This window comes from Kribbella sp. CA-245084, assembly GCF_050942355.1.
Classification (GTDB): Bacteria; Actinomycetota; Actinomycetes; order Propionibacteriales; family Kribbellaceae; genus Kribbella.
In genome coordinates this window covers 3,612,977-3,638,954 of sequence record NZ_CP192053.1, presented here as the reverse complement: position 1 = coordinate 3,638,954, position 25,978 = coordinate 3,612,977, and the positions used below count along the sequence as shown (strand labels likewise).

28 protein-coding genes are annotated in these 25,978 nt (G+C 68.5%); 5 read left to right on the top strand and 23 right to left on the bottom strand.

What is annotated here, in order from left to right; all coding sequences use genetic code 11:
* Window positions 1-5: 5 nt before the first annotated feature.
* On the top strand, window positions 6-1,208 hold the full coding sequence (locus tag ACQPYH_RS17480) for an SGNH/GDSL hydrolase family protein (RefSeq protein WP_432892544.1): 1,203 nt from the start codon (window positions 6-8) through the stop codon (window positions 1,206-1,208).
* Here the strand turns inward: ACQPYH_RS17480 and ACQPYH_RS17475 are convergent, their stop codons facing one another.
* Genes ACQPYH_RS17475 through priA form a run of 5 tightly spaced genes read right to left on the bottom strand, consistent with a single transcriptional unit; the run spans window position 1,209 to window position 8,024 of the window.
* On the bottom strand, window positions 1,209-2,141 hold the full coding sequence (locus ACQPYH_RS17475; RefSeq protein WP_432892542.1) for a lysophospholipid acyltransferase family protein: 933 nt from the start codon (window positions 2,139-2,141) through the stop codon (window positions 1,209-1,211).
* Window positions 2,141-3,694: a lactate racemase domain-containing protein gene (locus ACQPYH_RS17470; protein ID WP_432892540.1), complete on the bottom strand. Its 1,554-nt coding sequence runs from the start codon at window positions 3,692-3,694 to the stop codon at window positions 2,141-2,143. Before ACQPYH_RS17470 ends, ACQPYH_RS17475 begins: the two co-directional genes overlap by 1 nt.
* 60 nt (window positions 3,695-3,754) lie before the next feature.
* Complete coding sequence (locus ACQPYH_RS17465; RefSeq protein WP_432892539.1) at window positions 3,755-4,954, bottom strand: zinc-dependent alcohol dehydrogenase; 1,200 nt, start codon at window positions 4,952-4,954, stop codon at window positions 3,755-3,757.
* Window positions 4,951-7,254, bottom strand: coding sequence for an HAD-IB family hydrolase (locus ACQPYH_RS17460; protein WP_432892538.1), 2,304 nt, complete (start codon window positions 7,252-7,254; stop codon window positions 4,951-4,953). Before ACQPYH_RS17460 ends, ACQPYH_RS17465 begins: the two co-directional genes overlap by 4 nt.
* The gene (gene priA, locus ACQPYH_RS17455; protein WP_432892536.1) at window positions 7,251-8,024 is read right to left on the bottom strand and encodes a bifunctional 1-(5-phosphoribosyl)-5-((5-phosphoribosylamino)methylideneamino)imidazole-4-carboxamide isomerase/phosphoribosylanthranilate isomerase PriA; all 774 of its coding nucleotides are present in this window, start codon (window positions 8,022-8,024) and stop codon (window positions 7,251-7,253) included. The genes ACQPYH_RS17460 and priA overlap by 4 nt, the downstream gene beginning before the upstream one ends.
* Before the next feature lie 121 nt (window positions 8,025-8,145).
* On the opposite strand from priA, the gene ACQPYH_RS17450 reads away from it, so the two are divergent.
* On the top strand, window positions 8,146-9,291 hold the full coding sequence (locus tag ACQPYH_RS17450) for a cytochrome P450 (protein ID WP_432892534.1): 1,146 nt from the start codon (window positions 8,146-8,148) through the stop codon (window positions 9,289-9,291).
* Here the strand turns inward: ACQPYH_RS17450 and ACQPYH_RS17445 are convergent.
* The 3 genes from ACQPYH_RS17445 to ACQPYH_RS17435 all read right to left on the bottom strand — a co-directional run bounded on the left by ACQPYH_RS17445 (window position 9,275) and on the right by ACQPYH_RS17435 (window position 11,397).
* On the bottom strand, window positions 9,275-10,027 hold the full coding sequence (locus ACQPYH_RS17445) for a class I SAM-dependent methyltransferase (RefSeq protein WP_432892533.1): 753 nt from the start codon (window positions 10,025-10,027) through the stop codon (window positions 9,275-9,277). The two genes, ACQPYH_RS17450 and ACQPYH_RS17445, sit on opposite strands and share 17 nt — an antisense overlap.
* A 9-nt stretch (window positions 10,028-10,036) precedes the next feature.
* Complete coding sequence (locus ACQPYH_RS17440) at window positions 10,037-10,552, bottom strand: hypothetical protein (RefSeq protein ID WP_432892532.1); 516 nt, start codon at window positions 10,550-10,552, stop codon at window positions 10,037-10,039.
* 65 nt (window positions 10,553-10,617) lie between these two features.
* Entirely contained in the window at window positions 10,618-11,397 is a 780-nt protein-coding gene (locus tag ACQPYH_RS17435) for a sulfite exporter TauE/SafE family protein (RefSeq protein ID WP_432892531.1), read from the bottom strand.
* 105 nt (window positions 11,398-11,502) lie between these two features.
* Here ACQPYH_RS17435 and ACQPYH_RS17430 point away from each other — a divergent pair, with 105 nt between their 5' ends.
* Window positions 11,503-11,928 (top strand): YciI family protein, encoded by a 426-nt coding sequence (locus ACQPYH_RS17430; protein WP_432892529.1) that lies wholly within the window; start codon window positions 11,503-11,505, stop codon window positions 11,926-11,928.
* Complete coding sequence (locus ACQPYH_RS17425; RefSeq protein ID WP_432892528.1) at window positions 11,925-13,157, top strand: RNA polymerase sigma factor; 1,233 nt, start codon at window positions 11,925-11,927, stop codon at window positions 13,155-13,157. The genes ACQPYH_RS17430 and ACQPYH_RS17425 overlap by 4 nt, the downstream gene beginning before the upstream one ends.
* On the opposite strand, the gene ACQPYH_RS17420 is transcribed toward ACQPYH_RS17425, so the two are convergent.
* The 13 genes from ACQPYH_RS17420 to ACQPYH_RS17360 form a co-directional block, all read right to left on the bottom strand.
* A complete protein-coding gene (locus ACQPYH_RS17420) occupies window positions 13,121-14,497 on the bottom strand; it encodes an FAD-binding oxidoreductase (RefSeq protein WP_432892526.1) in 1,377 nt (458 codons plus the stop codon). The genes ACQPYH_RS17425 and ACQPYH_RS17420 overlap by 37 nt on opposite strands.
* 142 nt (window positions 14,498-14,639) lie before the next feature.
* A complete protein-coding gene (locus tag ACQPYH_RS17415; protein ID WP_432892525.1) occupies window positions 14,640-16,403 on the bottom strand; it encodes a proline--tRNA ligase in 1,764 nt (587 codons plus the stop codon).
* A gap of 88 nt (window positions 16,404-16,491) precedes the next feature.
* Window positions 16,492-16,854 carry a DoxX family protein gene (locus ACQPYH_RS17410; RefSeq protein ID WP_432892523.1) on the bottom strand — a complete coding sequence of 121 codons (363 nt, stop codon included), beginning with the start codon at window positions 16,852-16,854 and terminating at the stop codon, window positions 16,492-16,494.
* 24 nt (window positions 16,855-16,878) lie between these two features.
* A complete protein-coding gene (locus ACQPYH_RS17405) occupies window positions 16,879-17,970 on the bottom strand; it encodes a M14 family zinc carboxypeptidase (RefSeq protein WP_432892522.1) in 1,092 nt (363 codons plus the stop codon).
* A gap of 54 nt (window positions 17,971-18,024) precedes the next feature.
* On the bottom strand, window positions 18,025-18,849 hold the full coding sequence (locus tag ACQPYH_RS17400; RefSeq protein ID WP_137254648.1) for a GNAT family N-acetyltransferase: 825 nt from the start codon (window positions 18,847-18,849) through the stop codon (window positions 18,025-18,027).
* Between the two features lie 48 nt (window positions 18,850-18,897).
* On the bottom strand, window positions 18,898-20,154 hold the full coding sequence (locus tag ACQPYH_RS17395) for an MFS transporter (RefSeq protein WP_432892520.1): 1,257 nt from the start codon (window positions 20,152-20,154) through the stop codon (window positions 18,898-18,900).
* Window positions 20,155-20,172: 18 nt separating this feature from the next.
* Window positions 20,173-20,655 carry a GNAT family N-acetyltransferase gene (locus tag ACQPYH_RS17390; RefSeq protein ID WP_432892518.1) on the bottom strand — a complete coding sequence of 161 codons (483 nt, stop codon included), beginning with the start codon at window positions 20,653-20,655 and terminating at the stop codon, window positions 20,173-20,175.
* A complete protein-coding gene (locus ACQPYH_RS17385) occupies window positions 20,652-21,296 on the bottom strand; it encodes a VOC family protein (RefSeq protein ID WP_432892517.1) in 645 nt (214 codons plus the stop codon). Before ACQPYH_RS17385 ends, ACQPYH_RS17390 begins: the two co-directional genes overlap by 4 nt.
* Entirely contained in the window at window positions 21,293-21,457 is a 165-nt protein-coding gene (locus tag ACQPYH_RS17380; protein WP_432892515.1) for a CopG family transcriptional regulator, read from the bottom strand. Before ACQPYH_RS17380 ends, ACQPYH_RS17385 begins: the two co-directional genes overlap by 4 nt.
* A gap of 83 nt (window positions 21,458-21,540) precedes the next feature.
* Complete coding sequence (trxA, locus tag ACQPYH_RS17375) at window positions 21,541-21,876, bottom strand: thioredoxin (protein ID WP_432892513.1); 336 nt, start codon at window positions 21,874-21,876, stop codon at window positions 21,541-21,543.
* Window positions 21,873-22,241 carry a MerR family transcriptional regulator gene (locus ACQPYH_RS17370; RefSeq protein ID WP_432892511.1) on the bottom strand — a complete coding sequence of 123 codons (369 nt, stop codon included), beginning with the start codon at window positions 22,239-22,241 and terminating at the stop codon, window positions 21,873-21,875. Before ACQPYH_RS17370 ends, trxA begins: the two co-directional genes overlap by 4 nt.
* A gap of 71 nt (window positions 22,242-22,312) precedes the next feature.
* Window positions 22,313-23,926, bottom strand: a complete 1,614-nt coding sequence (locus tag ACQPYH_RS17365) for a thiamine pyrophosphate-binding protein (protein WP_432892509.1) — start codon at window positions 23,924-23,926, stop codon at window positions 22,313-22,315.
* A complete protein-coding gene (locus ACQPYH_RS17360; protein ID WP_432892508.1) occupies window positions 23,926-24,708 on the bottom strand; it encodes a cyclase family protein in 783 nt (260 codons plus the stop codon). The genes ACQPYH_RS17365 and ACQPYH_RS17360 overlap by 1 nt, the downstream gene beginning before the upstream one ends.
* A gap of 54 nt (window positions 24,709-24,762) precedes the next feature.
* On the opposite strand from ACQPYH_RS17360, the gene ACQPYH_RS17355 reads away from it, so the two are divergent.
* Window positions 24,763-25,269: an NUDIX domain-containing protein gene (locus tag ACQPYH_RS17355; protein ID WP_432892506.1), complete on the top strand. Its 507-nt coding sequence runs from the start codon at window positions 24,763-24,765 to the stop codon at window positions 25,267-25,269.
* On the opposite strand, the gene ACQPYH_RS17350 is transcribed toward ACQPYH_RS17355, so the two are convergent.
* Both ACQPYH_RS17350 and ACQPYH_RS17345 read right to left on the bottom strand, forming a co-directional pair.
* Window positions 25,250-25,798, bottom strand: a complete 549-nt coding sequence (locus tag ACQPYH_RS17350) for a nucleosidase (RefSeq protein WP_432892504.1) — start codon at window positions 25,796-25,798, stop codon at window positions 25,250-25,252. The two genes, ACQPYH_RS17355 and ACQPYH_RS17350, sit on opposite strands and share 20 nt — an antisense overlap.
* A complete protein-coding gene (locus tag ACQPYH_RS17345; RefSeq protein WP_432892503.1) occupies window positions 25,791-25,967 on the bottom strand; it encodes a hypothetical protein in 177 nt (58 codons plus the stop codon). The genes ACQPYH_RS17350 and ACQPYH_RS17345 overlap by 8 nt, the downstream gene beginning before the upstream one ends.
* Between the last annotated feature and the right edge of the window lie 11 nt (window positions 25,968-25,978).

The window sequence follows — 25,978 nt, the reverse complement described above, 5'->3', positions numbered from 1 at the left end:
TCGACATGCGCACCACGAAGTACCTAGCCGTCGGCGCGATCGCCGCGGCCGCAACCTTGTTCACCACGTCGGCGCAGGCTCAGCCGCCCAACGCGGCCTGGTCGGCTGCCTGGGCGAGCGCGATGCAGAGCCCGACGGCAGCGGACGGCAACTGGAGCCAGGCCGGCTTCGACCACCAGACGATCCGGCAGACCATCCGGCTCAGCACAGGCGGCCGAAGCCTACGGATCCGTCTGTCCAACCTGTACGGCACCAAGCCACTCCAGGTCACCGGCATCACGGTGGACCGGACCGACGTCACCTTCCACGGTAATCGCCGTACGACGATCGCCCCCGGCCGGACAACGACGTCCGACGCCGTGCAGATCTCGACCGTGGCCGGCGAGCAACTCGTGGTCTCGCTGTACGTCGACGGCGCGACCGGACCAGCGACCTTCCACGAAGACGGGCTCACCACGACATCCGCGATTGCCGGCAACCATCTGCACGACAACTCCCCCGGCACCGCGACCAGCCATGCCTTCTACTACCTCACCGGCGTGGACGTAACCGGCGCGGCAGGCACGGTCGTCACCTACGGCGACTCGATCACCAACGGCCACAACTCCACGATCGGCGCCGACCACCGGTACTCCGATGACCTCGCGCAGCGACTCGGCAAGACGAAGCTTGGCGTAGCCAACGTCGGCATCAGCGGAAACCTCTTGCTGCACGAGTTGCCGTGCTTCGGAGAGGTCGGCGTGACGAGGTTCCGGCGCGACGCACTCGGGCAGCCCGGAGTTCGCACGGTGATCGTCGAGGAAGGCGAGAACGACATCTGGGACAGCGAGTTCAACTTCGGCTGCGGTGTCACGCCCAGGGTCACGGCGGACCAGCTCATCGCCGGCTACCGCAGCATGATCGCCGCCGCGCGCGCCCGCGGAGTACGCATCATCGGAGGCACCATCACCCCGTTCAAAGCCGACTACATGAACCCGGACGACTTCGCCCGGGCCGAGGCGATCCGGACGCAGGCCAATCAGTGGATCCGGACCTCAGGTCAGTACGACGCGGTCGCCGACTTCGCCCGGGCCGTCGGGGATCCGGCCGACGAACAGCGGATCGATCCGGCCCTGGACTCCGGCGACCACCTGCACCCGAACGACGCCGGGTACGCGGCGATGGCCGTGGTTGCGTCCGAAGCTCTCTCCGGACGCAACCGGCGGTAACTACTTCCAGGCGCGGCGGCGGCCGTCGGTCGCCTTCATCGGCCGGGTCGTCTCCCAGACCCGGCGCCAGCGTGCGGCCGCGGGACCGGTCTGCGACGGGGACGCACCGATGGCGGCGCGGCGGCGGGCCTCGTACCAGGTGGTGGACTCCTCATCGAGGAGTGCCGAGACCGCGGCGGCGATCCGGGGCGCGAAGTCGCGGGGGCTCTCACCTTCAGCGGGGTACAGCGGGTCGCCGTACCGGACGTGCACCGCCGGGCGGCCCGGGACCGGCCAGCCGCGGCCGCGCGGCATCGCGGCGAACGAGCCCTTGATACCGACCGGGATCACCGGCACGTCGTGCTCGACGGCGAGGTACGCCGCGCCCATCCGGAACCGCTGGATCCAGCCGTCCGGCGAGCGCGTCCCCTCCGGGAACACGACCACGTTCCAGCCGTCGGCGAGCAGGTCGCCCGGGGTCGAGCTCAGGTTGCCGCCGCGGCGCTCGATCGGGAACGTGTTGAACACGATCGCCGACCCGGCCGCCCGCCACCAGGTGTCGAAGAAGTAGTCGGCCGCCGCCGCGAACGCCGTCTTGCGGCGCATCGCGTCCGGCAGCGACAGCAGCAGCAACGGGGTGTCCAGGTGCGACGAGTGGTTCGCGACGATGATCGCCGGGCCGTCGAGCTTCAACAGCGAGTCGAGTCCGCTGACCTGCGGGCTGACCTCGAAGTTCAGGACCGCGTTCAGCGGGCCCTTCTGGATCAGGTCGCGGACCGCGATCGCGGCCGGCGTCCGGGCCCACTTGGTCGGGAAGACCGTGGACTCCTTCGGGATCACGTACGGCTCGGCCGACCGCGGGACCTGCGGCCGCCGGCCCCACCGCCAGCCGCGCGCGACCTGCTTCACGTCACGCGCGGTGTCGCGGCTGAACTTCACCAGGCTGGTACCCATCAGCGCACGTCCGCGAGCAGGTGCGGCGGGTTGTGCAGGTAGGTGATCGACGGCGACCGGCCGACCGAGTGGCTGACCATCTCGAGCGCGTCCTGCAGCGTCGACGCGGACCGGAAGCCCATCCGCTCGACGGTCTTGCGGTTCGCGCCGACCCAGACGATGTCGCCGCAGTGGTCGAGCGCGTGCGAGATCCAGTACCACATGTAGAACGGGTGCACGCCGTGGTAGGCGTTCGACGTCCGGTACAGGTGGATGTACCACGGGTCCTCGGCGTACTGCTTCTCGAACTTCGCCTCGATCGTGGCCGGATCGGTGCTCTCGGCAAGCACTTCCTCGAAGAAGTCGACGTACGACGGGTGGTGCAGCTGGCTGAACTCGTAGTCGACCGGGTGGTACAGGATCACCGCGCCGTCCTTGCGGACGATCGGGTTGCCCCGGTACGAGTTGAAGTAGTACCCCAGGCCCATGCAGGCCGCCAGGATCGGGTTCATCACCGAGTTCACGTTGTACGGGCCGATGAACGGCACGCCCATGATCGCGACGTCGGACTGGCCCTGGACCTCGACCAGGTGCTGGCGGTGGACGTTCTCCAGAGTCTTGTCGTGCACCGGCTCGATCTTGCCGGCGTGCACCCCGGTCAGCCCGTAGTTCGAGCGGACGTCGGTGAAGATCTTGTGCCGCAGCTTGGCCGGCGCCGCGGCGAGCGCGCGCTTGGTGCCGAGCATCGAGGCCTGGTCCTTGATCGACCACTCCCACTCGCGCTTCTGCAGGAACTCCAGCGACCCGCCGAAGATGTCGTTGTTCAGCGTGGTCTCGATCTGGAACACCTTCACGTGCTGGGTGAGGATCTCGCCCATCCGCCAGGCCGACTCGTGCATCTTCGACCGCTTGTGGTCCATGAACGACCGCGAGTGGATCATCGTGTGGCTGTTGTGGTGGTGCTTCAGCGACTTGTACGACGCCAGCCCGATCGACGTCGACTTGTGGCCGCCGTCCATCGCCACCAGGTTCACGTTCACGTAGACGAGCAGGTCCGACTCGGCGGCCCGCTTGGAGATCTCGACATCCTCGCCGTGCCTGGTCTGACCCAGGTGGGTCAGGTTCGCGCTGTCCTCGGCGTCGAAGTTGTAGAGCTTGCCGTCCGGGAAGAACGACCGGAACACTCGCTCGCCGACGATGTCGCGCAGCTCGTTCGGGGTGAGCCGGCGGTGCAGCGCGTTCGCGGAGATCAGCTCGACGTCGTCGACACCGGCCTGCGCGGCGAGCTCGAGCACGGCCTCGATGATGCGCTGCCGGATGTCCGGCTTCTTCATCGGCGGCAGTGGGATCGAGATGTCGTCGAACGCGATCGTCAGCCGCATCCCGGCACGCAGCAGCTCGGGCAGCGGCTCGGACTCGATCGGGTTGAGCAGCGCGTTCTGGATCGCTTCGTCGACGTCCCGCACCGGCGGCAGCGCCTCCGGCGGGTACACCACCCGGGTGCCGAGCGGGAACCGCTCCAGCAGGAAGCCCTCACCGTTGTGCACGAGCAGCGGCGGGGTCCGGTCGTCCACCTCAAGCACAAAACCTGGCCGAGACATGTCAGAACCTCTCTCGTCGTACGTTCAGCGCCCTCATGAGGCCCTCACATCGAAAGCAACCTTGACTGTTCCCAGTCGGCCGGCGGAGTGCGCGTGGTCGAGCGCCTCACGCCAGCGGTACAGCGGGTACCGCGCACCGACGATCCCGTCCAGCGGGGCTCGTCCGGCCAGCTCCAGCGCGGTCTCGAACGCCGGGCGACCGTTCGGCTCCTCCCGCGCGGACGCGTAGGTGCCGGTGACCTCCAGCTCGCGGAACCACACCGGCGAGAGGTCGGCGCCGCTGGCCGGCATCCCGGACAGCACCACCCGGCCACCTGCCTTGGTGACCCGCAGGACGGTGTCGATCGAGTCCTTGCTGCCGACCGCGTCGACCGCGACGTCCACGCCGCCGAGCAGGAACTCGCCCGCGCCGAAGTCCGGCTTGAGCCGGAACGCACCGGTCGACCGCCGTACGCCGCGGAACACCTCGTCGGGCGCGACCACATCGCTGGCGCCGAACGCCCGCGCGAGTTCACGCTGCTTGGGGTGCTTGGCGACCACGGTGATCCGGCCGGCCTGCGTCAGCTCGCGCAGCGCGAGCGTCGCGAACAGCCCGACCGCACCTGCGCCACTGACCAACACCGACTGGCCCGGCTGCACCTTCGCCCGCAGCGCCGCGTGCACGGCGCCGGCGAGCGGCTCGACCAGCACTGCGCGCTCGTTGGTCAGTGCCTCAGGTACGGCGTACAGCTGGCTGCGGTGGGCGACCAGCATGTTCCCCCAGCCGCCGCCGGTGTCCTGGCAGAACCCAGTCTGCAGACCTGGCTTCACGTGGCCGACCGTGATCCGGTCGCACCGGTTGGTGTTGCCGGTCACGCAGTTCTCGCACGGCTCGACGCCGCGCGCTGCGCAGGTGAGCACGGAGTCCATCACGACCCGGGTGCCCTTCGGCAGGTCCTCGCAGTCGTCGAGCAGCTCGCCGACGATCTCGTGACCGGGCACGAACGGCATCGACACCACAGCGGAGAAGTACAGCTTGGTCGAGCCGGTCACCATGCCGAGGTCCGAGCCGCAGATACCGGACAGGATCGGCCGGATCCGGGCCCAGCCCGGCCGCTCGGCCTTCGGCTCGTTGATGGTGACGAGTCGCAGCGGCGCGGCCGGTCCGGTGAGGATGCCGGGGATGCGGCCGCCGACAGCCTTGGCCGCCAGGAACTTGGCCGGCGACCGGTACATCTCGAGAGCGAGCATCATCGACTGTTCACCCCAGGGAGCTCCAGACGGGACGAGGTGGACGGGGTCTTCCAGTCGACGATCTGCCAGCGCGCGGCCCGGGCAGCCCGGAACAGCGACACGTCCGGCGAGACCGCGACCGGATTGCCGACGGTCTCCAGCATCGGCAGATCCGAGTGGCTGTCGGCGTAGGCGTACGACTTGGACAGGTCGATGTTGGTCTGCCGCGCGTGGTGCTTGATCCACGCGGCCCGGGACTCACCGACCAATGGCGGACCGGACAGGAAGCCGGTGCACCGACCGCGATCGTCGACCGCAAGTTCCGCGGCGACGATCTCGTCGAACAGCGGCTCCAGCGGGCGAGTCAGCGGGCGGACCGCGCCGGTGATCAGGATCGTCTTGTGCCCGGCGGCCCGGTGCTCACGGATCCGTCGTACGGCGGCGCCGCTCAACCGCTCGAGCACGTGCTCGGCGAGGATCTCGTCGACGATCTGGTTCAGCTCCTCCAGATCGGCACCGGCGTACCGGCGGTAGATCGTCCGGAGGAAGGTGCCGCGGTCCTTGCGCTCGGCCGCGATCAGCTTCGGCAGCTTGCGGAGCATCGCACCGATCTCGCCGACCCGCTGGGGGCCGTCCAGCTCGGGCAGCCGCATCCACAGGTAGGTCTCGATCACGTTCGAGGACAGCAGCGTGCCGTCCATGTCGAACGCCGCGATCACCTTGGACTCCGAGGACGGCTCGACCTTCTTCAGTACGCCGGCGGACTCGAGCAGCGCCTTGTTCCGCTTCTTCCGTACGACGTCGAGCCGGCGCATCGACTCGGTGACGCTCGGGCAGTGCAGCTCCTGCAGGTAGTACTGCCAGTCCACGATCGAGGTGTCGCACCAGAACTTCTCCCGGTCGTCACCCTCGAGCGCGTTGTGCAGCGCGAGCACGTTGTCGTCGATGAACTGCAGCTCGGCCTGCGCGTACTCGGAGTACAGGTCCATGTAGCGGCGGAGGAAGTCGAGCCGGCGCTTCTGCACGTCCAGCTCTCGCGCGTACTTGCGGACGCGTTCGCTCCGCGGCACGGTCGTGATGATCTTGTCGGCGATCTTGTGCGCCTTCTCGCCGTACCGGAGCATGCTCTCAACCGAGTCGCCGCCGGGGAACTTCCAGACCGGCAGCCGGACCGCGCCGCGCTCACCCAGGTCGAACGGGTGCTTGGAGAAGTACGCGCGGACACCGGCGTACAACTGCTCGAACGTGAGCGGGTTCCGGGCTCCGGAGCTGACGTGGTAGTACTCCGGCTTGCTCAGCTCGGGCTCGGTCGCCATCACCGCGCAGATCGCGCCGACCACGTGGTCGACCGGGATGATCTCGACGACGGAGTCAGGGCTGGCCGGGAACTCCGGCAGCTCGCCGCGGCCGTAGGCCAGGATCAGCGGCTCGGCCATCTTGAAGCCTTCGATCCAGCCCGGGTGCGGGGACTGCAGCGCGGACTCGATGATGGCCGGCCGGACGATCGACGTCGGCAGCTTGCCGGCGAATTCCTCGACCACGCGCTCGCCGAGCGCCTTGGTGAACGTGTAGCAGTCGGTCCAGCCGAGGCTGCGGGCCCGCTCGGTGCCGGTCTCGACCAGCTTCTTCGCGACCCACTCGATCCGGCGCCGCTCGGTGTCGGCCGCGGCCGTCAGGTGACCGGCGCGGCGGTGCAGCTTCTCGGCCTCCTTGCGGAACCTGGCCAGCATCGGCGCGGACCGGGACTGCTCCTCGATCCGGGCCTTCATCGCCATCCCGGCCTCGGCCTCGGCCCGCCAGTCGACGAAATGCTCGACCGACGCCTCCGGGATCGCGCCACGACGGCGGCCCGCGGTGTAGGCGGTGGAGATGTGCACGTAGTGGATCCGGCGGTCCGTCCCCTGCCGGCTCTCGTCGATCCGCTCGAGCAGGCTCTTGGTACCGAGCACGTTGGTCGTGAACGCCTCGTGGATCGGCGGGTCGAAGCTGACGTCGCCGGCGCAGTGCACGACGATGTCGAGATCCGTCGGCAGCGCCGGTACGTCGGACAGGTCGCCGTCGATCACGTGGATCCGGGCCGCGGACAGTGCCTCGGCGTCGGCGTACTCCGTGCCCTCGCCGTAGAACGGCTTGAAGATGTCCTTGCGGAGCAGTTGCGCCATCCGGTCCGCGCCGGACTGCGAGCCCTTCGGCCGGATGATCGCGGCCACGGTCGTGCCGGGCAGCTCGCCGATGATCCGGTGCAGCAGCGCTTCACCGACGAATCCGGTGACGCCGGTGACAAGGACCTTCTTGTCCTTGAGCTTGTCGGCCAGACTCACTTGTCGCCTCCACGCGTGAGCTCGAGTGCCTCGGTCAGGGTGAACGCGCCGGCGTACAGGGCCTTGCCGACGATCACACCTTCGACGCCGTCCGGGACCAGCGTGCTCAGAGTCCTCAGATCGTCGAGGCTCGAGACGCCGCCGGACGCGATGATCGGCTTGTCGGTGCGCGCACACAGGTCGCGGTACAGCTCCAGGTTCGGGCCTTGGAGCATGCCGTCCTTGGTGACGTCGGTGACCACGTAGCGCTCGCAGCCGGCTGCTTCCAGCCGCTCGAGCACCTCGTACAGGTCGCCGCCTTCCTTGGTCCAGCCGCGGGCGGCCAGCGTGCGGCCGCGGACGTCGAGCCCGATGGCGATCCGGTCGCCGTACTGCCCGATGATCCGGTCGCACCACTCCGGGTCCTCGAGCGCGGCGGTGCCGATGTTTACCCGACGGGCACCGGTGGCGAGCGCGGCTTCCAGGGAGTCGTCGTCGCGGATGCCGCCGGACAGCTCGACCTGGACATCCAGCTTGCCGGTCACCTCCGCGAGCAGTTCCCGGTTGCTGCCACGGCCGAACGCCGCGTCCAGATCGACCAGGTGGATCCACTCCGCGCCCGCGTCCTGCCAGGCCATCGCAGCAGCCAGCGGATCGCCGTACGACGTCTCGCTCCCGGCCTCGCCCTGCACGAGCCGAACGGCCTGCCCGTCCGCCACATCGACGGCAGGCAGCAGCACCAAATGCCCTGACCGGGGCGGTGGGGTGGGGGACGAATCTGACACCGACATGGCCCACACCCTAGAGGGCCTTCCTGAAGGATCCGTAACCCGGACGCCCGCTGAGTCGTTCATATCCGATCTGTCTCAGCAATACCAGCTGTATTAGTGGTCCTATCATTACGCTGGTCTGGTGGTGACTGTCGAGCAACTCGAAACCGACCCGCATCCGACGCTTGCTGCCATCCGCCCGATCGGCTGGATCGAGCCGCTGAACACCTGGATGGTCACCTCGCGCGCGCTGGTGCTGAACGTCCTGCGCGATCCGGAGACGTTCACCGTCGACGATCCGAGGTTCTCGACGGCCCAGGTCGTCGGGCCGTCGATGCTTTCCCTGGACGGCCAGGTGCACAAGGCACACCGCGACCCCTTCGAGTCCCCCTTCGGCCTCGCCGAAACCCGCCGCCGCTTCACCCAGCCCGTCCAGCAGACCGTGGACGGGCTGATGGCCGCCCTCAACCCGGCGACCTCGCACTCGGCCGGCGCCACCCGCCTTTCCGCGGACCTGCGGCCCGCGCTCGCGGGCCCGCTGTCTGTAGCAGTCGTCGCGTTGTCGCTCGGGTTGCCGCCTGCGTCGGCTGCCACGGTGCTCGACTGGTACACGGCGATCTCCGCGTCCGTGTCCGGGGTCTCCGCCGGCCACCCGGTGACCACCGAGGGCGCCGCCGCCTTCGCCGAGTTGCACAAACATGTTGCCGCAGGCATCGACTCGTCGGACTCGCTGATCGCCGCGGCCGCGCACGCCGGGCTGGGCGTCGACGAGGTCGTCGCGAACGCCGCCGTTCTGATGTTCGGCGGTATCGAGACGACCGAGGGCATGATCACCAACGCCCTCTGGCACCTGCTGACCAACCGCGACCAGCTCGACCTCGTCCTCGCCGACCCGACGCTCCTCCCGAACGTCATGGAGGAGTCACTCCGCCTCGAGCCGGCCGCCGCCGTGGTCGACCGCTACGCCACCCGCGACATCGAGCTCGCCGGCGCACAGATCCGCCACGGCGACATGGTCACTGTGTCCCTTGCGGGCGCCGGTCGCGATCCCGAGATGTTCGAGTCGCCCGACACGTTCGACGTACGCCGACCCAACGCGCGCCGCCACCTCGCCTTCGCTAGCGGACCGCACATCTGCCTCGGCATGCACCTGACCCGCCTTGAAACGCTCACCGCATTGGAAGCCGCCCTTCAGCTCCCCGGCCTCCGCCTCGCCGCGGACTCACCCGCGCCGAGAGGTCTCGTCTTCCGCAAGCCGTCCGCGCTGCGCGTCAGCTGGGACGCGTGAGGACCAGCGTCGTCGCGTCGTACACCGGCATCGCCCGGTCCGGATCGCGCTCCGCGTCCGCCGCGAACCGCTCGAACCCCGGCTCGATCTCGTCCTCCGGCAAGTACTCGAACGTCGACAACGCCCGATGGCTGAGCCGCTGGTAAGTCTCACCGAAAGTCCGCGGCTCCTCGGCAGTGATCCGTACGACGTCCTCGCCCGGCACCAAACCTGCCTCCACCGCGAGCGCTTTCGTCTGCGCGACCGAGAGGTACATCGCCGCATCGACCTCGCGCGCGGACGGGAAGTACTCGTACCAGAACAGCTCCGGCATCACATCCGAGAACTGGCTGCGGAGCAACGCCACTCCCCCGGGCCGCAGGACCCGGTGAACTTCGCGCAGGGCCTGCAACTGGTCGGGGAAATGATGGAACGACAGAAACATCAGCACCGCGTCAACCGATGCCTCAGGCAACGGAATGTCCTCGGCGCTGCCCTTCAGATAGCTCACACGCGGATGCTGCTCGGCCGCTTCGCGCATCCGGTCCGACGGCTCCACGCCGTACACCCGGCCCTGGAACTCCTCGGCCAGCCCCGGGCTCAGCCGACCGGTTCCACTGCCGAGATCGAGCACATCCAACGGCCGCCGCTCCGGCAAGTACGTCGCAAACGCCGCCGTCCACCGACGAACTTCAGCCGCCGGCATCCCCCGGCCCGCGACGTACACACGACCCATCCGACCGTCGTAGTCCACCATCCGACGACCCTACCGCCACTCCTCATGCCAGCGCGTGGCAACAGCGCTCATCTGCTTGATCACCGCATCCGGCGCGGCCTCCGCCGGCCAGAACTGCAGCAGGTACCGATCCACGACCGGCTCGTCCTCCGGGACGACGTCGACGGCCTTCCCCTCGTCCATCCCGGTGGCGCTGTAGCGAGCCCGGTAGCTGCCCACCGGCAGCGAGAAGTCCGTGTACTCCGATCCGTCGAGGCCGTGCACCCGGATCGCCGGCGCCTCCGGCTCGAACGGCACCTCGACGATGTCCTCCCAGTCATCGTCCAGCGCGGGCGGTTGCTCCAAGCGCTCGATCCGCAGCTCGACGTACCCCGTGTGCAAACCGGTGAACAGCAGCAGCCGCCCCGGCTCCGCGGCGCCGCAGATCCCGTTCGCCTGACCGCGCCGCGAGTCGTCGAAGTCCGGCCAGTCCGTGTCCCCACTCATCAGATAGATCTGCCCGAACGTCAGATCCAGCTTCCCCTCGAACAACACGTCGGTGTCCATGGCGCGACACTAGGCCGCGGCTGGGTCCAGCGTCCGCGGGCGGACCGCGCTTGCAGCTTTTGACATCAGCCGCCGAAGAAGACGTCGTACGCGAGGCGCAGGATCAGCGCGGACACGACGACGAGGAAGATCACGCGGACGAAGCGGCTGCCGCGGGCCACCGCGGTGCGGGCGCCGAGGAGGCCTCCGACCATGTTGGCCGCGCCCATGATCAGGCCGAGACCCCACAGCGGTGCGCCGTGGAGAGCGAAGACGAGGATCGCGCCGAGGTTGGTGGCGACGTTCGCGATCTTCGCCTTGGCGCTGGCCTGCAGGAAGTTGTAGCCGAGGAGACCGACCAGGGCGAAGATCAGGAACGAGCCCGTCCCCGGTCCGACGGCGCCGTCGTAGAACCCGATGAGTACGCCGACCCCGCTCGCCGCGAGGTAATGGTCGCGGCCGTCGAAGCGCAGCGCGGTCCGTGCGCCGAGCGACGGCTTCATCGCGGTGTAGATCGCGACCACGACCAGCAGCACGAGCACGATCGGCTTGAACCACGACATCGGGATCTTCGTCGCCACCAACGCACCGGTCGCCGCGCCGAGCCCGGCGAGGATCGCGAGCGGAAGGACGGTCTTCTTATCCGGCCGGACCTTCACGCCGAACGTGACCGCACTGGTCGTCGTACCGCACAGCGACGAGATCTTGTTCGTCGACAGGATCTGCGCCGGCGAAGCGTTCGGCAGACCGAGCAGCATCGCGGGCAGCTGCAGCAGTCCGCCGCCGCCGACCACGGCGTCGATCCAGCCGGCCGCGAAGGCGGCGATCACCAGGAACAACAACGTCCACAACGAAATATCAGGCACAGCGGCAGATCCTCACGGACCCGATGATCAGGTAAGGGCGTTGTACCGCTCAACCCTTACACCGGCCAGTGAGAGGTATGACACCCGATCCGGGAGAATGGCGGGGTGAAGTTCCTACTGCTGATCCACAACAACGTCGAGGCGCTCAAGCAGTTCACCGAGCAGCAGCTGTTCGAGATGTCCGGCGGCCCGGCCGGACTCGCCGCCACGGCGCGGGAGCTGCTGACGAGCGGAGAGCTGGTCTCGGTTCTCCGGCTCAACGACCCGGGTGAGGAGAAGGACGTCCAGCTCGTCGCCGGTACGCCGGTGATCTCGGACCGTCCGCTGCTGGAGACGAAGGAGTTCCTGGCCGGCGCGATGGTGCTGAACTGCGCGTCGGTGGAACGCGCGCTGGAGATCGCGGCGTTCATCCCGCTGGCGCAGTTCCGTCGCGTCGAGCTCCGCGAGATCAACCAGGACCACGAGGAATTCCTGGCGCAGCTCGCCTTTCTCGAGCAGGGCGGATCGCTCGAGGGGGCCGGCGGATCGTGACCGGCCCCGCGGCGCCCGAGCTCGAAGCAGCGATTCGGGCGGCGGCGCCGCGGGCACTGGCGGTTCTCGTTCGGCGGTACGACGCGTTCGACCAGTGCGAGGACGCGGTCCAGGAGGCGCTCGTCGACGCGTTCGTGCAGTGGGGCGCGAACGGCGTACCGGAGCAGCCGATCGGCTGGCTGATCAGTGTCGCGTCCCGCCGGATGATGGACGGCTGGCGACGCGACAACGCGCGGCGGCAACGCGAGCTGAACGATTTCCTCCGAGCGCCGGCCGACCAGCACGACCCGGACGAGTACCACGAGGACGCCGACGACACGGTCCGGCTCCTGGTGCTGTGTTGTCACCCCGCGCTGACTCCGGCGTCGCAGATCGCGCTGACATTGCGCTCGGTCGGCGGTCTCACCACCGCCGAGGTGGCCGCCGCTCTGCTGGTCAGTGAGAGCACTGTCGCGCAGCGCATCAGCCGGGCGAAGCGGTTGATCAAGGACGCCCGGTTCGAGCTCCCGACGGCCGAGGAGTACGACGACCGACTGGCCGCCGTCCTGCAGGTCCTCTACCTGATCTTCAACGAAGGCCACACCGCGAGCGCCGGCGATTCGTTGCAGCGCGTGGATCTCGCCGAGGAAGCGCTCCGGATCACCCGCCTGCTGTGTCAGGCCACGCGCGAAGCCGGCGAGGTGGCCGGCCTGCTCGCGTTGATGATCCTCACCCACGCCCGCCGCGACGCGCGGACCGGACCTGGCGGCAACCTGATCCCGGCCGACCGGCAGGACCGATCCCGCTGGTACGCCGACGAGATTGCCCAAGGCACGCGCATCGTCGAGGAGACGCTGAGCACCGGCGCCGTCGGCCCGTACCAGCTGGAAGCAGCGATCGCGGCCGTGCACAGCGAGGCCGACTCGGTCGAGACCACTGACTGGGAACAGATCGTCGGTCTCTATCGCATCCTCGAGAAGGTCGACCCGAGCCCGATGGTGACGCTCGGCGCGGCCGTCGCGATCGCGATGACCGAGGGCCCGGAGGCCGGCATCGCGATCGTCGAAGGGCTGGCTGACGACAAGTACGTCGGCGAGCACCATCGTCGCCTGTCGGTCCTCGCCCACCTGCACGAGCTCGCCGGCCGTCCGGACGAGGCCCGATCGAACTACGTGGCCGCGCTGGAGCGCACCCGCAACACTGCCGAGCAGAACTATCTCCGCGACCGCATTGCCCACCTCATCAAGTGACGGCGGCCGCCGGTCCACTCGGGCCGCGGCGGAACACTCAGCGCGCTGCGGAAGACGTGTCCCGGATCGACCGCCTGCTTGAGTGCGGCCAGTCTGGCGCGATGTGATTCCGGGTAGCAGCTGTCGAGGTCGGCGTCGGTCGGGTCGGACAGGAAGTTCACGTACGCGCCGTTCGGCCGGAGGGTCTGCCAGAACGCGTCGAAGTCTCGCGTGGCTTGTTCGTCGGGCGTTCCCATCACCACCGAGTTGACCATGAACCGCGCGTCGCGGTGGGCGAACGCGGTCGCATCCGCGGGCATCTCGCCGAACGCGCCGCCGAGGGACCGGATCTCCATCGCCATCGCCGGAATCTGCTGACGAGCCTCGAGCAGACGGTCCGTCAACTCGGGTGACCATTCGTCGAAGAAGCCGTTGCGGATCCGCGGCCGCCAATCCGCGGGCATCGACATGTCCGAGAACACCTCGGCGTACGGCACCTCGGCGACCTTGTCGGTGAGCAGCGTGCCGAGGTTGCGCAGCGGTTCGAGGAGCGCGGAGTCTCCCGCAACGCACACCATCACGGCGACGGGGACCTGACGATCGGCCATCATCGTCGGCGCGAGTTGCAGCGAGGACGTCACCTCTGCGGGCGCCTGCGCGGCGTACTCCGCCCAGCCGTTGAGCACCTGCTCGGCTTGCGTCCACGGATACAGCAGGGTGCCGAAGTGCACGGTCGGCTGCCGTACGGCGGTGACGTCGTACGACGTGACCACGCCAAGACTGCCCGCCGCGCCGCGCAGTCCCCAGAACAACTCCGGCTCGTTCGCGGCGTCGACCCGGCGTACCGAACCGTCCGCGGTGACGACCTCGGCTGACACCACGTTGTCGATCGCCAGACCGTGCTTGCGGACCATCCAGCCGATGCCACCGCCGGCCATCAGCCCGCCAACGCCGACGCTCGCCGTGTCTCCCGACGAGATCGCCAGCCCAAGCTTCCCGAGTCGCGCGGCCACGTCGCCCCAGGTCGCCCCGACGCCGACGCGAACGACATCGTCCGGCAGCACCTTGACCTCGTCCATCGGCCGTACGTCGATCACCACGCCACCGTCGTTCGTACCGAATCCGGCTGCATTGTGGCCACCGCAGCGTACGGCGACGGGCAGGTCCTGCGCCTCGGCGTACCTCAACGCAGCAACGACATCAGCGGCGCCCGTACACCGCACCACCACGCTCGGCCGGCCCTCGGCCATGACCACCCGCCGGGCATCGGCGTACCCCGCGTCCCCGTCTACGAGGACCTCACCCAGCACCGCGCCGCGAAGCTCGTCGATCCCCCTGCCAACCACTACAGATTCCGTCATCGCCAACTCCCTAGATCCGAGACGCCCCCTCTGGCGTCTCACCCCGGGATCGGAGCCGACTGACATTCCTCGACATGCTCGGCCAAAGAAAAATGCAAACCGGCCCAACTCCCTGCGGAGTGGGGCCGGTCAGGGCTGGGGTTCAGCCGCGGACGGCTGCGACCAGGTGGTCGACGACGTCGGCGACCGGTACGTCGGCGCGGTCGCCGGAGCGGCGGTCCTTGACCTCGATCGTGCCGTCGGCGAGGCCCTTGCCGACGACGGCGATGGTCGGCACGCCGATCAGCTCGGCATCCTTGAACTTCACGCCCGGCGAGACCTTCTCCCGGTCGTCGTAGATGACCGACAGGCCGCGGGACTCCAGCTCCGCGGCGAGCTCGGCCGCCTTCTCGAAGACCGCGGAATCCTTGCCGGTGGCAACGAGGTGGACGTCGGCCGGCGCGATCTCGCGCGGCCAGACCAGGCCGAGCTCGTCGTGGTTGCCCTCGGCGATCGCGGCCACCGCGCGGGTGACACCGACGCCGTACGAGCCCATGGTGACCGTGACGAGCTTGCCGTTCTGGTCGAGGACCTTCAGGTCGAGCGCGTCGGCGTACTTGCGGCCGAGCTGGAAGATGTGGCCCATCTCGATACCGCGCGCCGCCTCCAGCGCACCCGAACCGTCCGGCGCCTGGTCGCCGTCGCGCACCTCGGCGGCCTGGATCGTGCCGTCCGCGGTGAAGTCGCGACCGTGCACCAGGTTGATGACATGGAAGCCGGACTTGTCCGCACCGGTCACCCACGCCGAGCCCTCGGCAACCCGCGGGTCGAGCAGGTAACGGATGCCGGACGCGTTCTCCTTGCCCAGCACGCCGGGACCGATGTAGCCCTTCGCGAGCGACGGGTACTTCTCGAAGTCCGCCTCCTCGAAGGCCGCGACCTCGGCCGGCTCCATCTGCGCGCCGAGCCGCTTCTCGTCGATCGCCCGGTCGCCCGGCACGCCGATCGCCAGCGGCTCACGCGACCCGTCCGGGTGCACCAGCATGACGAGCACGTTCTTCAACGTGTCCGCAGCCGCCCACTCGCGGCCGTCGGCGCGCGCGTGCTTCGCGTTCAGCGCGTCCACGAGCGTGTCGATCGTCGGCGTCTCCGGCGTGTCCACGACCTCCGCGGCCGGCACGTCGGACGCGTCGATCGCCGCGGCCTGCGGCACCACGACCGCCTCGACGTTGGCGGCGTACCCACCCGCGGAGCGGACGAAGGTGTCCTCGCCGTTCTCCGCGATCGCGAGGAACTCCTCGGACCGCGAGCCGCCCATCGCGCCGGACATCGCCTGCACGATCACGTAGTCGAAGCCGAGCCGGTCGAAGATCTTGATGTACGCCTCGCGATGCTTCTCGTACGACGCGGCGAGGCCGTCGTCGTCGACATCGAACGAGTACGAGTCCTTCATCACGAACTCGCGCCCGCGCAGCACGCCGGCCCGCGGCCGTGCCTCGTCGCGGTACTTGTTCTGGATCTGGTAGATCGACAGCGGAAGATCCTTGTACGACGAGTACAGATCCTTCACGACCAGCGTGAACATCTCCTCGTGCGTGGGACCGAGCAGCATGTCGGCGCCCTTGCGGTCCTTCAGCCGGAAGATGTTCGGCCCGTACTCCGTCCAGCGGCCGGTCGCCTCGTAGGGCTCGCGGGGCAGCAGCGCCGGGAAGACCAGCTCCTGCGCGCCGATCGCGTCCATCTCCTCGCGGACGATCCGCTCGACATTACGCAGCACCCGCAGGCCCAGCGGCAGCCAGGTGTAGATGCCGGGTGCGGCGCGACGGATGTACCCGGCGCGGACGAGCAGCTTGTGGCTCGGGACCTCCGCGTCCGCCGGGTCCTCGCGAAGTGTGCGGAGGAACAGCGACGACATACGCAAAATCACGGGAGTCTCCAAGCGTGCAAAAGAAGGAATCAGGACGTCACAGAGAATATCCGTCCGCCGGACATGCTCCCACCACGTTATCCACAGGTCACTCGCGGGCTGCCTTGAGTGCCCATCTGATCAACGGGACCTGTAACGGTAGCCGTGCATACGCAATCGTCCGGGCCGCCCGCGACCCCTTCTTCTGCAGGTCGACAGCCATCTGCACATTCGCCGGGAACACCGCGACCAGCAGGCCCGCGCTCATCAATCCCGCCAACCGCCGCGTGCGCGGGTGCAGCAGCCCGGCCGCGCAGGCCAGCTCGGCCACGCCTGAGGCGTAAACGAGTTCCTTCTTGCGCGGCAGCGCTCGCGGCACGATCTGCTCGAACGGTTCCGGTTTCAGGAAATGCAGCGATCCGAGCACGCCGAACAGCACGGCCAGGCCGGTGGTGGTCTTGCTCCGCGACATGCGCCGGAGCTTACCCGACGGTAATCAAGGCAGCTTCCCGTACGGCGCCGCCGCAGCCGTCGCGGCGTAAACCAACGCTGGTTTCAGCAACGGCCAGAACGTCGAGGCGACACACGAGTACGCCGGCAGGAACCCGGCGCACGCTCCCCACTTCGGCCCGATCTCGAACGTGTACGACGGTACGCCGCGCGTCCCGTACAACCAGTCGCTGGTCGAACCCGGCGTCAGGTACCCGATCCCGCCGTCCCCGGTGAAGACCGGATAGCCCGTCACCGCACCCATTTTGTTGCCTAGAGCCACCAACTTGTCCCGGTCCGGCGCGGCCGTGTCGGTGTATCCCCACGGCGCCAGGATGTCGTTGCCGTAGCTGTGCAGCGTCAGGAAGACGCCGGACGTGCTCGCGGCGGCCGGGTCGTCCACAGCGCCTTTGGTATCGGGAAAGATCTTCTTCAACAGGCCCTGGATCGCAACCGTCTCCGGCTCGGACGCCGCCTTCGAACCCGGGTACGTCTCCACACAGGGACCGCCCTGGTCCGCGTCCCAGTGGAACGACGAGTTCCGGTTCAGGTCGACCCCGGGGTACCCCGTCACGCAGTCGCCCGCGCTGTCGTCGACGTTCTTGCGCTGCAGCAGCGGCTGGGCCGGATTCGACGCGACGACATCCACGCCGTCCGGGTTCGCGATCGGCACGACCCACAGCTCGCGGGTGTCGACCAATGCGGTGAGTTCAGGGTCGACGCCGTACGACGAGACGAGCAGGTCGATCCACTTGTACGCGATCTCGCCGGTCGCCAGCTCGCGCGCGTGGATCTGCGCATGCAGGACGAACTTGGGCTTCTTCCCGGTGCTGTTCAGGGCGCAGTCGCCGGGCGCGAGCTTCGTGATGCACAGGGCCTGGATGTCGTGCCCGCCCCGTCCTTGCGCTTTCGTCCACGAGTCGCCGATGTCGTAGAGCTTCACCAGGTCCGGATGCGCCGCGGCGACGGCCGCATTGTGCTGCTCGTGGCCGACGACGGTGTGGTACCCGCCGTAGTACGTCAGAGCCGGCGACGAGTAGGCCGTCGAGGACAGCAGCATGAGGGCAAAGGTGCACAGGAGAGCCGCGAGCCTTCGCATGCCGACCAGCCAACCTGACAACCGCCACCTCCGGATCACGGAGAGTAAGCAGTATCAGAACAGAATCGTCGCGAACGTCTCGATCGTGCGGAAGCCGACCCGCTCGTACGCCGCGCGCGCCGGCAGGTTGAAGGCGTTGACGTACAGCGTGACGACGGGTGCGATCTGCCGGGCCAGCTCCACCACCGCCGCCATACCCGGCGCAGCCAGGCCCCGACCGCGGTACTCCGGATCAACCCACACGCCCTGGATCTGGCACACGCCCGAGCCGACTGATCCGACCTCGGCCTTGAACACGACCCGGCCGTCCTCGATCCGCGCGAACGCGCGCCCGGCCCGGATCAGCTCGGCCACCCGGGACCGGTAGAACGTCCCGTCCGGGCCGGTCTGCGGCGGTACGCCGACCTCCTCGGTGTACATCGCCACGCAGGCCGGATACAGCACCGGGAGCTCGACCGGCTCCACCGCGCGGACCAGCGGATCCGGTGCGATCAGCGGCGACCCTTCGATCACCATGAACGGCTGGTCGTCCCGCACCTCGCGGGCCGGACCCCAGTGCGGCTCGAGGATGCTCCACAGCTGGTCGACCGCGCGGGCCTGTCCGAGGATCTGGAAGCAGTTCCGTCCGCGCCGCATCGCGTACGCCGCGAACGCGCGCAGCGCCGCGTCGTCCGCGCCCACCGGCACCATGTTTCCGCCGGCGTGGCACAGGGCCTCCAGCGCGCCCTTGTCGACGTACCCCCAGACCTCGGCACCGCGCCGCGGGTCGAGTCCGGACGCCTGGACCAGGCTGTCGACGAAAACATTCACGACCGGATCGCGAGCGATGACCGCGCGCGCCGCCGCGAGGTCACGAGGACCGAGAACCCGTACGCCCACGCGCAGAACCTAGCGGATGAACGCCGTACACGTATGCAACGGGGCCGGTCAGGAAAGCTCGACGTCCTGTGCGGCCGCGATCCGGCGCAAGGGCGAGGTCCAGGCGAAGACAACGCCGACGCACCCGCACAGCCCCATCAGCACCATTCCGGTGCGCGGTCCGAACGCGTTGCCGAGCACTCCGCCAACTACTGAGCCCAGCGTCCACCCGACGCCCCAGGACAGCATCCGCCCGGCCGTGTTGACCCGGCCGAGCAGCTTCTCCGGAGTCACCTGCTGGCGGTACGAGATCGCGTTGACGATCACCAGCACGTACGCCGAACCCCAGACGAGCGTTGCGAACGCAGCGGCGACCCAGTCGGGTGACAGCGGCGTGAGCACGCCCAGGAGCGCAGAGACCGGTAGTGCGTACAGCGTGATCGCTGCGGGCGGCATCCGCTTCAGCAACCGGGGCAGACTGAGTGCGGCGATCAGTCCGCCGATCCCCCACGTCCCCCACACCAGTCCGAACCGGAGTCCCGACGTACCGATGTGGAGGACGCGGTCGCACCAGACCACGATCAGCGCCATGAATCCACCGCCGGCGAACGACTGGATGCTGCCGACGATCGTCATGGTCCGTACGCCGGCGTGGTGGATCAGGTATCGCAGGCCGTCGGCGATGTCGGTCAGTACTACCCGCGGCCGCAGCGGTGGCTGACCCGCACGGGACTCGGACATCGCCCGCACGATCCCGCGGACGGCGAACGCGGACGCTGCGAAGCTGAGCGCGTCCAGGGTGAGCAGACTGGCCGGATCGAGTACGGCAAGCGTCAGTCCGGTCAGCGGCGGGACGAAGAGCTCGATCAGGCTCGACGCCGTCCAGACCGCGGAGTTTGCCTGCGCTACTCGGGCCCGGCCGACCAGCACCGGCAGCGCTCCGAAGTTCGCGCCGTCGAAGAACGTGTAGACGGACTGGACGGTGAAGGCGACCACTAGTACGTGCGCGATCGTCAGCACGCCAAGCAAGTGCGCAACCGGCACCGAGCCGACGAGTACAGCGTTGACGCAGTCCGCGGTGATCATCACGCGCCGCCGGTTCCAGCGGTCCGCGAGCGCACCCGCGAACAGTCCGGTCAGCAGGTACGGCGCGGACTCCAGCGCTGTCACCAAAGCGGTCAGGACGGTCGAACCGCTCAGCCGGTAGACGAGCACCGGCAGCGCGATCGCTGTCACCATCGACCCGGTGATCGACAGCGCGCGGGCCAGCCAGTACCGCCGGAAGTCCGGGTCGTCGCGCAGCCGATCAGGCATCACTGTCGTCATGAGCGGAATCCTGCAAGCTCAGGTGCGGTCGAGGTCAATGGCCATCCACATCAAGTCAACGCCCAGATCGCGGTTCGGGGTCCGCTTCGCCTCGGTGAATCCTTGGGAGCGATAGAAGCCGATCGCCTGTTCGTTCGCAACCAGCACGTCGAGCAGGAGTTCCGGCGTACTGTCCGGGAGGGCTGCGATCGCGGCGTCGAGGAGTGCCTTGCCGACGCCCTTGCCCTGCTGGTCGGGCAGCACGTAGAGCTTCCACATCACCCAGAAGTCTTCTTCGCGCCCCAGTCCGACCATGCCGAGGAGCGCGTTGCCGTCAGCCGCCACGAGGGTGATACCTCTGCTGATACCGCGTTCGACGGCCTCGACGGACCACCACTCGGCCAGTCCGTGGGTGATGAACGCTTCCGGCACCAGCCCGGCATACGCGACCGGCCACGTCGTCAGACCGATCTGCCGGATCGCGTCGACGTCGCTGGGCTCAGCCCGCCGTACGGCGATCATCCGTGCACCACGACCAGCTGGCCGTCCGGGTCCACGATCTCGAGCCCGGTCGCTGTCGGCGTCACGTCGTACTTGTCGAGCCGCCCTCGAACCTCGTCCAGGTCCTCCGTGGTGGTCAGGTCCAGGCGGACGGCGAAGCCGCCATCCGTGGGGCCGAACCGCACGGGGGCCTCCATGCCGACGCCTTCGAAGAAACGGCGCCAGGCCGGCTCCTCGGCACCCGTCAGGTACGGCGTGACCGACCAGCGCTCGTCCGGACGCGCGTCGTGCAGCTTGTACCCGTACATGTCCTCGGAGCGCTCATCGACCCAGATGACGACCCCATCCGGTCCGGTCACCGACAGGACGCGCCCATACGCCTCGTCGAAGACAGTCGCATCGACGAACCCAACCTGCTCCAGCCGGTCCCTCAGCTCGTCGATCTTCTCCGCCTCGAAGGAGAGCGTGGTCTGCCCCGGCTGCCCGCCCGTACTACTGCTCGCCGCGTCGTGGAGCGCGACCATGCCCCGGCCGGTCAGCATGTCGACCCAGCCGCCACGCTCGGACTCGATCCGCGACCGCAGCCCCAGCGCCTCGAGGAACGCGCGCATCGCCTCCACGTCCGCCGTGAACCGCAGCGGTCTGATCACTGTGTTGCTCATCCCCGCGCCTCCCCATGCTTGTCCAGGTACTCCGCCAACGCCAGCTCGACCAGTGACGACAAACTCGCCCCCTCGTCAATCGCCTTGTGCTTCACCCGCCGCACCAACCCCGGCGGCAGATACACGTTGAACTGCACCTTCTTGCCACCATCATCCGCCATGGCTATATTGCTAGCATCCTAGACAGCTAACCGTCAACCAGCACACCTCACGGCGTGCTGGTTGAGCTCTACAAGTTCGGCGGTTAGACGGCGGTCAGGAGGGCGTCGTCGAGTTCCTTCTGGAGGCGGGCCTTCGGGCGGGCGCCTACTACGGACCAGATCATTTCGCCGTGGTGGAACAGGATCAGGGTGGGGAGCGCCATCACGCGGTAGCGGGCGGAGATGGACGGGTTCTCGTCGGAGTTCAGTTTCACCACGGTCATTTGATCGGCGCGGTCGGCGGCGATCTGTGCGAGGACCGGCGCGATCTGGTGGCAGGGTGGGCACCACTCGGCCCAGAAGTCCACGAGGACAGGCTTTTCGGACCGCAATACGACCTCGTCGAAGGCGGCCTCGTCGACGGTACGCAATTCACTCATAGTTGTTTCATCCTCCAGCTCTCGGCATCGATCAGGAGGTCGGTCAGCCGGGCCCGCAGATCGGTGAGTTCCGCGATCCGCCGGTCCACGTCCGCGATCCGGGTCCGGTACGCCGTGAGCGACGCCGGGCAGACGTCCGCGCGCTCGTTGCCGGCCCGCAGGCATTCGATGAACGGATACGTCTGCTCCGCGGTCAGCCCGAGACTGAGCAGCGCCTTCACCTCACGCACCACGACCACGTCGTCCGCTTCGTAGGCCCGGTACCCGTTCGCCTCGCGCCGCGGTTTGAGCAGCCCCTGCGCCTCGTAGTACCGCACGGCCTTGACCGTCACACCGGCCTCGGCCGCCAGATCGCTGATCCGCATCCCGCCTCCTTCACCCCGACGCTAAACCTTGCCCCCAGGGTCAAGGTCAAGCCAGGATAAACCGGGCCGCCTCAGTGACCCCGGAATGCCTCCTCAAGCCACCAGGACGGCTGGTCCGCGACGACCTTCGCGTCCACGAGCATCGGCGCCTCGCGTGGGCCCTCGAGCCATTGCGTGACCGCGTTGAGGTCGTCGACCGTGCGTACGGTCGCGGCCTCGAAGCCGTAGCCCCGCGCGATCGCGGCGATATCGGTCGGCGGGAACGTCACCGTCTCCAACGGATGCCCGTCGGGACCGAAGTGGTGCACCTCGGCGCCGTACGCGTCGTCGTTGTAGACGACAACCAGCATCGGCAGACCCAGCCGTCGGACCGTGTCCAGTTCTGCTGCACTCATCAGCGCGCCGCCGTCGCCTAGCGCGGCGACCGGCAGCCGGTCCGGCTGTGCAAGCGCGGCACCGATCGCGGTGGCGAGGCCTAGCCCGATCGACTGGAACGCCTGCGTGAAGCAAAGGCCGTTCTCGTCGGGCACGTCCAGGTAGGCGCTCGGGTAGCCCATGAAGTTGCCGGAGTCGACGGCGACCACGCGTTCGGCTGGCAGCACGTCGTCGAGCGCGATGCTCAACGTCCGCGGGTCGATCTGCTCCGCAGTACTCGTGTCGTCGTACGCGACGTCCCGCCAGCGCACGCTGCCGAGCTCCGCCGTGCGATAGCCGGCCCGCTGCTCGCCGAATGTGTCGAGGGCGAGCTCGGCGGCGAGTCCGACGTCGCCGGTGACTCCGAGGTGGATGTCGCGATGCGCGCCGAGCGCCGACGCGTCGTCGTCGACCTGCACCACGGTCGCGTCGGGTCCGATCAGCTGACCGTGGCGCATCGTCCACATGTTCAATGCGCAGCCCCAACCGACGATCATGTCGGCGGCGCGGATCAGTTCCGCAGTACGCGGTGAGGCGAAGCCGCCCGAGATCCCGAGCGACCAGGGGTTGCCGTGGAACAGGCCGTGCGCGACGGCTGAGGTCGCGAGGAGTGCTCCGGATCGTTCCGCCAACGCTTCGAGGATCTGACGATGTCCGCGAGCTCCGCGGCCTGCGACGAAGACGGGTCGCTCGGCGCACCGAAGCAGGTCGGTCAACGCGGCGACCTCGGCGGCGCCCGGCACCACCGCCTCCCGCGACGGCAACTGCTGGGCGGTCGAGGGTGACGGGACCTCCAACGCCTGCACGGGAAGCGGCAAGTTCAGCAGCACCGTCCTGCGCTCTTGTACGGCGGTCGCCACCGCGCCTTGCGCCTCCGCCACCGCGGTCTCCGCGGAGGTGATCCGCACCGGGACCGCGCCTGCCGCGCGAGCCAGGGCCTCTTGGTCGACGTAGAAGTTCGACCGCGGCTCGAGGACCTCCGCCGCGACCACGACCATCGGCGTACGACTCTTCGCCGCTTCGGCGATCCCGGTCATCGCGTTGGTCAGACCGCAGCCCTGATGGACCGTGAGCGCGGCGACCGTCCCGCTCATCCGCGAGTACGCGTCGGCCATCGTGGCCGCCCCGCCCTCGTGCCGTGCGGCGACGAACCGCGCGCCGGCGGCGACCATCCCATTCGTCAGATGGAAGTTGCCTGAACCGACCACGCCGAACACCTGGCGGACGCCCGCGGCCACCAACGCACGGCCGACGGCGTCCGCGACGTTCATCAGCGTTCGACCAGCGCGAGCACCCGTGCGGGAGCGCCGGAGCCGCCGACGATCGGCAACGGTCCGGCGATGATGACGGCGCCGGTCGGCGGGAGCTGCGCGAGGTTCTGGAGCTGCGTCAGCCCGTACTTGTCACTGCCCATCAGGTACGAGTGGCACGGGAACGGCGGGTCGAACGAGTGCGCCTTCCCGGCGTCGGTGCCGACGGTCTCGACGCCCATGCCGAGTACGGGCGACTCCTGGGCGACCCAGCGCGCGCACTCGGGCGACAGGCCCGGCGTATGCGGTCCGTTCTCGTCGGCGTTGATGAACGCTTCCTGCGAATGCGATCGCGCGTCCCAGCCCGTGCGGACGAACAGCCAGCCGCCCTTCGGAAGCGGGACGTTGTCCGCCTCCCAGGCTTTGAGGTGGTCGACCTCGACGAGGAAGTCGGGGTTCTTCTCGACCTCGGCGGTGAAGTCGAGCACGACGGCCGGGGCGATCAGCCGGTTCGCCGGGACCGACGCGATGTCGGCGAGGTCCTTGCCGGTGACCCAGTGGTTCGGCGCATCGAAGTGCGTGCCGGTGTGCTCGCCGCTGGTGAAGTTGTTCCAGTACCAGGCCGGGCCGCGATCGTCGTACCTGCTGATCTCCTCGAGCGCGAACTGCGCCGTCTGGCCGAACTCCGGCGGCAGCTGGATCACCGGCGTCGACGCGGACAGCGGCGAAGTCAGATCCACCACCTCGATCGACCCGTCCGCGAGTGCAGTCGTTAGTGCCGACAGGAGCGACGAACCGGCCATGCGGACCTCCAGCGAGTGGCGTACTTGACCCAAGGCCAAGTCAGCATAGACCGCATGCTGCTCGCGACCTTTCGCTCACCGGAACTCGCTCCCGGCGGACGTGTGGTCGAACGCACCGCGGTCCGCGGGGTGCTGTTTCGCGGGCCGGAGTTGCTGCTGCTCGCGTCCCGCCATGGCGACTACAAGTTCCCCGGCGGCGGCGTCGAACCTGGTGAGTCCTTCGAGGTCGCGCTACGCCGCGAGTTCCGCGAGGAATGCGCGTACGACGCGGTTGCCGTCGGAGCCGAGCTGGCAACAACCCGCGAGGAGGTGCCGGCGAGCGACGCGGAGTACGACGTGTTCGGCATGACGTCGTACTACTTCGAATGCTCGGGCGGGACTCCGGTCGGCGAGCAACAGTTGGAGGGCTACGAGGCCGAGCTGGAACTCACGCCGCAGTGGGTGACTCTCGACGCTGCCCTGGCGGCGAACCGCCGGGTGATGGAGAGCGGCGTCGGCGTGATGCGCTGGCTGGTGCGCGAGATCGCAGTACTGGAGTGGCTCAGCGCACGTACTCGCTGACCCACTCCCCCAGCACCTTCGCGCTCGCATCCACCAGAGCCGGCCAGTCAAGCGCTGCCTCATCCGCCGAGTCCGACACATGCTTCACAACCCGAACCGGTACGCCGTACTCGCGGCACGCGTACACGACGCCGTACGCCTCCATATCCACCAGCTGAGCCCGCTCCGCCAGCCGCTCCCGCACCAGAGGATCCGTCACAAACACATCCCCCGACGCGAGCACCGTCCCGTCCCCACCGTCGATGCGCAGCTCATCCTGCGGATCCAACCCAATAGCCCGAATCGCATCCCCGTTGAGGTCGTGGTTGATCACAACACTCGGCAAGTACAGCCCAGCCAACCCGTCGCGCAGCGCTCCCGTAGTACCCACATTGAGCACCACCAGCTCGGAGGTATCCCGCCCAGCCAAAGCCCGACCAACCGCAACCGCTGCAGCCGTCTTCCCGACCCCAGTGATCACCACCGGGATCCCAGCAGGCACGTACCGAGCCTCACCGACGACCGCACTGACCACCAGGTACTCAGTCACGTGCCTTCTCCGCGAGGCGGCTGAGGTCGCGGCCTCCGCCGTACCTCCAGGCATCGGCGGACCCGCTGAAGTCCATCGGGACTGAGGCAAGCACCGCCATGAGCTCGTCCGCCCGACGGCGTCGTTCCTGCTCGTCCGCGCCTTCCCAGCTGTCCGTGCCTGAACGCATCACAATCAGCT

What these genes read in the sequence shown, in the direction of transcription:
- ACQPYH_RS17480 (WP_432892544.1), top strand. Translation starts at nt 6, where the DNA reads ATGCGCACCACGAAGTACCTAGCCGTCGGCGCGATCGCCGCGGCCGCA.
- ACQPYH_RS17475 (WP_432892542.1), bottom strand. Translation starts at nt 2,141, where the DNA reads ATGGGTACCAGCCTGGTGAAGTTCAGCCGCGACACCGCGCGTGACGTG.
- ACQPYH_RS17465 (WP_432892539.1), bottom strand. Translation starts at nt 4,954, where the DNA reads ATGATGCTCGCTCTCGAGATGTACCGGTCGCCGGCCAAGTTCCTGGCG.
- priA (WP_432892536.1), bottom strand. Translation starts at nt 8,024, where the DNA reads ATGTCGGTGTCAGATTCGTCCCCCACCCCACCGCCCCGGTCAGGGCAT.
- ACQPYH_RS17445 (WP_432892533.1), bottom strand. Translation starts at nt 10,027, where the DNA reads ATGGTGGACTACGACGGTCGGATGGGTCGTGTGTACGTCGCGGGCCGG.
- ACQPYH_RS17440 (WP_432892532.1), bottom strand. Translation starts at nt 10,552, where the DNA reads ATGGACACCGACGTGTTGTTCGAGGGGAAGCTGGATCTGACGTTCGGG.
- ACQPYH_RS17420 (WP_432892526.1), bottom strand. Translation starts at nt 14,497, where the DNA reads ATGACGGAATCTGTAGTGGTTGGCAGGGGGATCGACGAGCTTCGCGGC.
- ACQPYH_RS17410 (WP_432892523.1), bottom strand. Translation starts at nt 16,854, where the DNA reads ATGTCGCGGAGCAAGACCACCACCGGCCTGGCCGTGCTGTTCGGCGTG.
- ACQPYH_RS17405 (WP_432892522.1), bottom strand. Translation starts at nt 17,970, where the DNA reads ATGCGAAGGCTCGCGGCTCTCCTGTGCACCTTTGCCCTCATGCTGCTG.
- ACQPYH_RS17395 (WP_432892520.1), bottom strand. Translation starts at nt 20,154, where the DNA reads ATGACGACAGTGATGCCTGATCGGCTGCGCGACGACCCGGACTTCCGG.
- ACQPYH_RS17390 (WP_432892518.1), bottom strand. Translation starts at nt 20,655, where the DNA reads ATGATCGCCGTACGGCGGGCTGAGCCCAGCGACGTCGACGCGATCCGG.
- ACQPYH_RS17385 (WP_432892517.1), bottom strand. Translation starts at nt 21,296, where the DNA reads ATGAGCAACACAGTGATCAGACCGCTGCGGTTCACGGCGGACGTGGAG.
- ACQPYH_RS17380 (WP_432892515.1), bottom strand. Translation starts at nt 21,457, where the DNA reads ATGGCGGATGATGGTGGCAAGAAGGTGCAGTTCAACGTGTATCTGCCG.
- trxA (WP_432892513.1), bottom strand. Translation starts at nt 21,876, where the DNA reads ATGAGTGAATTGCGTACCGTCGACGAGGCCGCCTTCGACGAGGTCGTA.
- ACQPYH_RS17370 (WP_432892511.1), bottom strand. Translation starts at nt 22,241, where the DNA reads ATGCGGATCAGCGATCTGGCGGCCGAGGCCGGTGTGACGGTCAAGGCC.
- ACQPYH_RS17365 (WP_432892509.1), bottom strand. Translation starts at nt 23,926, where the DNA reads ATGAACGTCGCGGACGCCGTCGGCCGTGCGTTGGTGGCCGCGGGCGTC.
- ACQPYH_RS17360 (WP_432892508.1), bottom strand. Translation starts at nt 24,708, where the DNA reads ATGGCCGGTTCGTCGCTCCTGTCGGCACTAACGACTGCACTCGCGGAC.
- ACQPYH_RS17355 (WP_432892506.1), top strand. Translation starts at nt 24,763, where the DNA reads ATGCTGCTCGCGACCTTTCGCTCACCGGAACTCGCTCCCGGCGGACGT.
- ACQPYH_RS17345 (WP_432892503.1), bottom strand. Translation starts at nt 25,967, where the DNA reads ATGCGTTCAGGCACGGACAGCTGGGAAGGCGCGGACGAGCAGGAACGA.